This is a genomic window from Desulfosarcina sp. (assembly GCF_041551955.1).
Lineage (GTDB): Bacteria > Desulfobacterota > Desulfobacteria > Desulfobacterales > Desulfosarcinaceae > Desulfosarcina.
This window is the reverse complement of record NZ_JBFELV010000357.1, coordinates 1-5338: the sequence shown is the minus strand read 5'-3', so window position 1 is coordinate 5338 and position 5338 is coordinate 1. Positions and strand designations below refer to the sequence as shown.

Below are 5338 nucleotides of genomic sequence, written 5' to 3'. Positions count from 1 at the left end.
ATCGCTATCGGGATCGCTATCGAAATCGACAAGCGCGGTCATGGTATTGATTTCGATCCCGATAGCGATAGCGATACCCACCCCGAAAGGGCTGTTTTCAGGCCACCCAAGGCTTGATGGATCCGTAATAGGTCCTAAATCATGTCATTCCCGCGAAGTTAAGTTAAAGAGATTGGGTTGCAATGCTCAAATTCGCCACTACAATAGTACAATCAACTACCTGCCGCTATGAAGTCCTGAGGTCTTGCGCACAATTCAGAACATCTTATATCGGACCGGTCGCTGCGATTTACGAAAAAAACCGTAAGGATAAAAAAAGCGATATTCAGTTCGCTCGCCAAGCCCGCCGCAAGCTGCGGAGCATGCACCCGCTGGCGCGGTTAAAAACGATGAGTTTGCTTGGAATTTTGATATAAGTCAAGGTGTATTGGCCGTCGATGGTTTAGGGTCAGGATGTCTCCACGGCAGCGCATGTGGATTCAGGAAAAAAGAATGCATCTGTTGACCCAGGTCAAGGACAGATAAAAAAAAAGCAAGTAGAAGGCGGTTAACCGGGTTGAACAGGATTCGGCAACAACGACAAAAAAAGCAATAACGACAACGATAGCGATAATCAAAATACCCATAACCAAGGAGGAATCACCATGTTTTGTTTTCAATGCGAGCAGACTGCCAAAGGAGAAGGATGCACCAAGATCGGCGTATGCGGCAAGCAGCCCGACGTCGCCGCCCTTCAGGACCTTCTCGTTTATGCGACCAAGGGCATCGCCCAGGTGGCGATCGCCGGGGCCAAGGTCAATGTCAGCGACCCGGCCGTCAACCAGTTCACCTGCGAAGCCATCTTCTCCACCCTGACCAATGTCGATTTCGACCCGGCCCGGTTCGTGACCCTGATCAAAGACGCCGTCAAGCATCGTGACGCGCTCAAGGCCAAGGTTCAGGCGGCCGGCGGCACGGTCGCCCTCGCCGACGGTCCGGCCACCTTCGTTCCCGCGGCCGACCAGGCCGGCATGGTGGCCCAAGGCGAAACGGTGGGCGTCAAGTCCGATGCCACCGTCAATCCGGACATCCTCTCCCTGCGTGAACTGATCGTATACGGCATCAAGGGCCTGGCTGCCTATGCCGACCATGCCCGCATCCTGGGCCAGGAAGACGAAATGATTTACGCCTATATCTACGAAGGCCTGGCGGCCACCCTGGACAACAGCCTGGGCGCCGATGATTATGTGGGCCTGGCGCTCAAGTGCGGCGAAGTCAACCTTCGGGCCATGGAGCTGCTGGATGCCGGCAACACCGGCACCTACGGCCACCCCGTGCCCACCGCCGTGCCCCTGGGCCCCAAGAAGGGCAAGGCCATTCTCGTTTCCGGCCACGACCTGAAGGATCTGGACGCCATTCTGAAGCAGACCGAAGGCAAAGGCATCAACGTGTATACCCACGGCGAAATGCTGCCCTGCCACGGCTACCCGGAACTGAAGAAGTACAGCCATTTTATCGGCCACTACGGCACGGCCTGGCAGAATCAGGCCAAGGAGTTCGCCGCTTTTCCCGGTGCCATCGTCATGACCACCAACTGCATCCAGAAGCCCAAGGAGTCCTACGAGGCGAACATCTTCACCACCGGCCTGGTCGGTTGGCCCGGTGTCACCCACATTGTCGAAAAAGACTTCACCCCGGCGATCAATAAAGCCCTTTCGATGCCCGGCTTCGAAGCCGACGTTCCCGGCAAGCAGGTCATGGTCGGCTTTGCCCGAAATGCGGTCATGGGCGTGGCCCCCACGGTTATCGAAGCAGTCAAGAGCAAGGCCATCCGGCACTTCTTCCTGGTAGGCGGCTGCGACGGCGCCAAACCGGGGCGCGACTACTACACCGAACTGGTTGAAAAAATCCCCCAGGACTGCGTGGTGCTGACCCTGGCCTGCGGCAAGTTCCGCTTTTTCGACAAGGAGATGGGCGACATCGGCGGCATCCCCCGTCTGCTGGACGTGGGGCAGTGCAACGACGCCTATTCGGCCATCCAGATCGCCGTGGCACTGGCCGGTGCCTTCAATTGCGGCGTCAACGACCTGCCGCTGTCCATGATCCTCTCCTGGTACGAGCAGAAAGCCTGCGTAATCCTGCTCTCCCTGCTGCACCTGGGCATCAAGAACATCCGCCTGGGACCCAGCCTGCCGGCTTTCATTACCCCCAACGTGCTGGATGTGCTGGTGAAAAACTTCAACATTATGCCCATCGGGACACCCGACGAAGACCTGAAGGCCATTTTGGGGTAGTAGACAGCGCAATAGCAGACCATTTGAAAGATAATCGGCTGCCGGGTTACCGGCAGCCTTTAAAATCTAAATAACAATGGTCAAAGAACAAATGACAAACAAATCACAATAGTCAAATTCTAAATTCCACACCGTATCAGCATGAAGAAAGGAAACACCAATCGCCAATATTGGAGAAATCAAAATGGCCGACAACTGTTGATTTCTGCCTTTTTTGAGATTTGGTTATTGTAATTTGGAATTTATTTGAAATTTGTAATTTGAGATTTGATGCTTTTGGTAGGTTGTTTGCGGCCTACCCCATTTTAACAGCACCGGTATATCCGGATTAGGTAAAATTGATGAACTCGTAAAAAGTCACATTTCCGACGGCGTCGTAAAAAGCCTGAGATCAAGGCTTGCGAATCCTGAGAATACCGCTATCGCGGGTGCCGTAGGCAACGTACTTAAGGTACGCCGCAGTGACGAAGGTTGAAGCGTAACGCAGATATCGGACTTTTTACGACTCCGTCAAAATTAAGGAGGACCACCATGAAATGCCCCGGACAGGACACCCTCTACTGGAAGCCCGGTGCCATTTATGAGGTTCCGTGCCCCAAATGCGGTGCCAACGTCGAGTTCTTCAAGGACGACACGGCCCGCAAATGCCCCGCATGCCAGCACCGCTTCGTGAACCCGGATCTGGATTTCGGCTGCGCGGCCTACTGCCAGTATGCCGAGCAGTGTATCGGCACCCTGCCCGAGGAGTTTTTGCTGCAAAAGGAAGACCTGCTCAAGGACCGGGTGGCCATCGAGATGAAACGCTATTTCCGGAGTGACTTCAAACGCATCGGTCATGCCACCCGGGTGGCCCGCTATGCCGAACGCATCGGCCGGGTCGAGGGAAGCAACCCGGCGGTAGTCTTGTGCGCGGCCTACCTGCACGACATTGGCATCGTCGAGGCGGAGAAAAAGCACGGCAGCAGCGAGGCCCGATATCAGGAGCAGGAAGGACCGGCCGTGGCCCGTGAAATCCTGGAACGCCTGGGGGCCAAACCCCCGCTGGTGGAAGAGGTGTGCGACATCGTCGGTCATCACCATCATCCGCGGGAAGAAGAAACCCTGAACTTTAAAGTGCTCCACGACGCGGACTGGATTGCCAACCTGGAAGACCGAATAAAGGAAAACGGGCTCCAGCCCGAGAAGATAGAAACGATCATTGCCGAAAAACTGATGACAGAAAACGGCCGGACAGAGGCCAAAAAGACATTGCTTGGTTAAAAACCGGAGTATGTTCATTGCTCCGACCGTATAAAAGGACCGACCCGGCTAACCGGCGGTAAAAGAGAAAGCGACGACCATGAAAGTAACCCGAAAAATAATTGAAATTGATGAAGAACGTTGTGACGGATGCGGAAATTGCGTGATCTCCTGCGCCGAAGGGGCCTTGAAAATCATCGACGGCAAAGCCAAGGTGATTTCCGACAACCTATGCGACGGTTTAGGGGCCTGCCTGGGCGAATGCCCCCAGGAGGCACTGAAGATTATCGAGCGTGAGGCCGAGGATTTTGACGAAGCGGCCGTGGAAAAGCACCTGGAGACGAGTAAGGCCAAGGAAGAAAAGCAGACCATGCCCTGCGGCTGCCCGTCCACCCAGATCCAGAGTTTTGCGCCGGCTGCCGGTTGCCAGGGCGCCAATACGCCCACCTCTTTCGAAAAGGCCGCTTCCGCCCTGACCCACTGGCCGATCCAGATCCGCCTCATCCCGCCCACGGCGCCCTTTCTTAAAGGCGCCGACCTGCTGGTGACGGCCGACTGTGTGCCTGTGGCCTTCCCCACCCTGCACCGGGACTACCTGCAGGGCAAGACCGTGATGCTGGGTTGCCCTAAATTCGACGATGTGCAGGCCTACATCGACAAGTTTGCCGAGATATTCAAGACGGCGGGCGTGAAAAGCGTCACCACCATGATCATGGAGGTGCCCTGCTGCTCCGGTCTGCCCATGATCGTCAAAAAAGGCATGGAGGCATCAGGGGTGAATGTGCCCAGCCGACAGGTCGTCGTCAGCACCCGCGGAGAGATTCTCGAGGAGCGCTGAAGACACAACCACCATAGATATTGGTGAAAAAAACTGCCGCTACCTCTTAACAGAGGTTGGCGGTGGTTCTGATTGTTAGGACGTCAGCCGAAGATCGGCTTGACTTGATAAACTTATTCCCCTCACGCCCCTCACCCTGTCCCTCTCCCCAAAGGGGCGAGGGGACGCATTCAGCTTTTATTTACATTCTCTGGGCAGTTTATTCTCCTGCCGGATATCCTTCAGTTTTTGCAGGGCTGCCTGCATCTCGGTTTCCGCCTGGGATTCGGAGGAGAGTTTGCTGTCTTTTTCTACCAGGTCCGGCAGCAAGGTCCGGGCCTGGTCCTCCTGGCGGCTGTCCGCAAAGGTGATCACCTGCAACCAGAGACCGGCCAGGGCAAAATCCGGTTTGTCGGACGTCGCCGCGGTGCGGCCGTAGCCCTGGGCGACCTCGTGTTTGCATTCCACCAGCGCGGCCAGGCCGCTGAAGGCATCGTCACCGAGCCTTTTTCTCAGCGCTTCCAGTTCGGCGGCCTCTTGGGCCTTTTTCTGGTTGCTGTCGGCCACTGCGCCGGAGATGGCACCGGCCGCGGCTCCGGTGCTGCCGCCATACACGGCCCCGCGGGCGGCGGCTTCACCGACGTTGCCGCCAAACACCAGCGCCGTTACCATGCCCCCGACGGCCCCGACCGCCGCGCCGGTGGCGGCTCCCCGGCCGGCGCCCTGCATGGATTGCTGTGAGCAGGAAGGCAAGGTTATCAAGGTGAGCATAACAGCTGTGGCTATCCATTGGAGAGAATATGTTATTTTTGGTTTCATTCGTGGTCCTTTCAAGTGAAGGTGAGTAGCGGTTAAGGCTGTAGGCTACAGGAATAATAGTAATGAAAATCGTGTTTGTCTCTTCTTGATCCTGGTTGTACCTTGCTTACCAGCTTACCAGCTTACCAGCTTACCAGCTTACCAGCTTACCAGCTTACCAGCTTACCAGCTTCAAACTCAGTCCTGCGGT

At 56.0% G+C, this 5338-nt stretch carries 4 protein-coding genes; 3 read left to right on the top strand and 1 reads right to left on the bottom strand.

Annotation, left to right across the window (positions count from 1 at the left end; translation table 11 throughout):
- The first annotated feature begins 644 nt into the window (after nucleotides 1–644).
- The 3 genes from hcp to ABYV26_RS19985 all read left to right on the top strand — a co-directional run bounded on the left by hcp (nucleotide 645) and on the right by ABYV26_RS19985 (nucleotide 4350).
- Nucleotides 645–2273 carry a hydroxylamine reductase gene (hcp, locus tag ABYV26_RS19995; protein ID WP_372683126.1) on the top strand — a complete coding sequence of 543 codons (1629 nt, stop codon included), beginning with the start codon at nucleotides 645–647 and terminating at the stop codon, nucleotides 2271–2273.
- A gap of 531 nt (nucleotides 2274–2804) precedes the next feature.
- Nucleotides 2805–3533: an HD domain-containing protein gene (locus tag ABYV26_RS19990; RefSeq protein ID WP_372683125.1), complete on the top strand. Its 729-nt coding sequence runs from the start codon at nucleotides 2805–2807 to the stop codon at nucleotides 3531–3533.
- A 79-nt stretch (nucleotides 3534–3612) separates the two neighbouring features.
- The gene (locus ABYV26_RS19985; RefSeq protein ID WP_372683124.1) at nucleotides 3613–4350 is read left to right on the top strand and encodes an ATP-binding protein; all 738 of its coding nucleotides are present in this window, start codon (nucleotides 3613–3615) and stop codon (nucleotides 4348–4350) included.
- A gap of 177 nt (nucleotides 4351–4527) precedes the next feature.
- Here the strand turns inward: ABYV26_RS19985 and ABYV26_RS19980 are convergent, their stop codons facing one another.
- Complete coding sequence (locus tag ABYV26_RS19980) at nucleotides 4528–5100, bottom strand: hypothetical protein (protein ID WP_372683123.1); 573 nt, start codon at nucleotides 5098–5100, stop codon at nucleotides 4528–4530.
- Between the last annotated feature and the right edge of the window lie 238 nt (nucleotides 5101–5338).

Bases quoted from the DNA above. Each gene is read 5' to 3' on its own strand.
- hcp (WP_372683126.1), top strand. From the start codon at position 645: ATGTTTTGTTTTCAATGCGAGCAGACTGCCAAAGGAGAAGGATGCACC.
- ABYV26_RS19990 (WP_372683125.1), top strand. From the start codon at position 2,805: ATGAAATGCCCCGGACAGGACACCCTCTACTGGAAGCCCGGTGCCATT.
- ABYV26_RS19985 (WP_372683124.1), top strand. From the start codon at position 3,613: ATGAAAGTAACCCGAAAAATAATTGAAATTGATGAAGAACGTTGTGAC.
- ABYV26_RS19980 (WP_372683123.1), bottom strand. From the start codon at position 5,100: ATGCTCACCTTGATAACCTTGCCTTCCTGCTCACAGCAATCCATGCAG.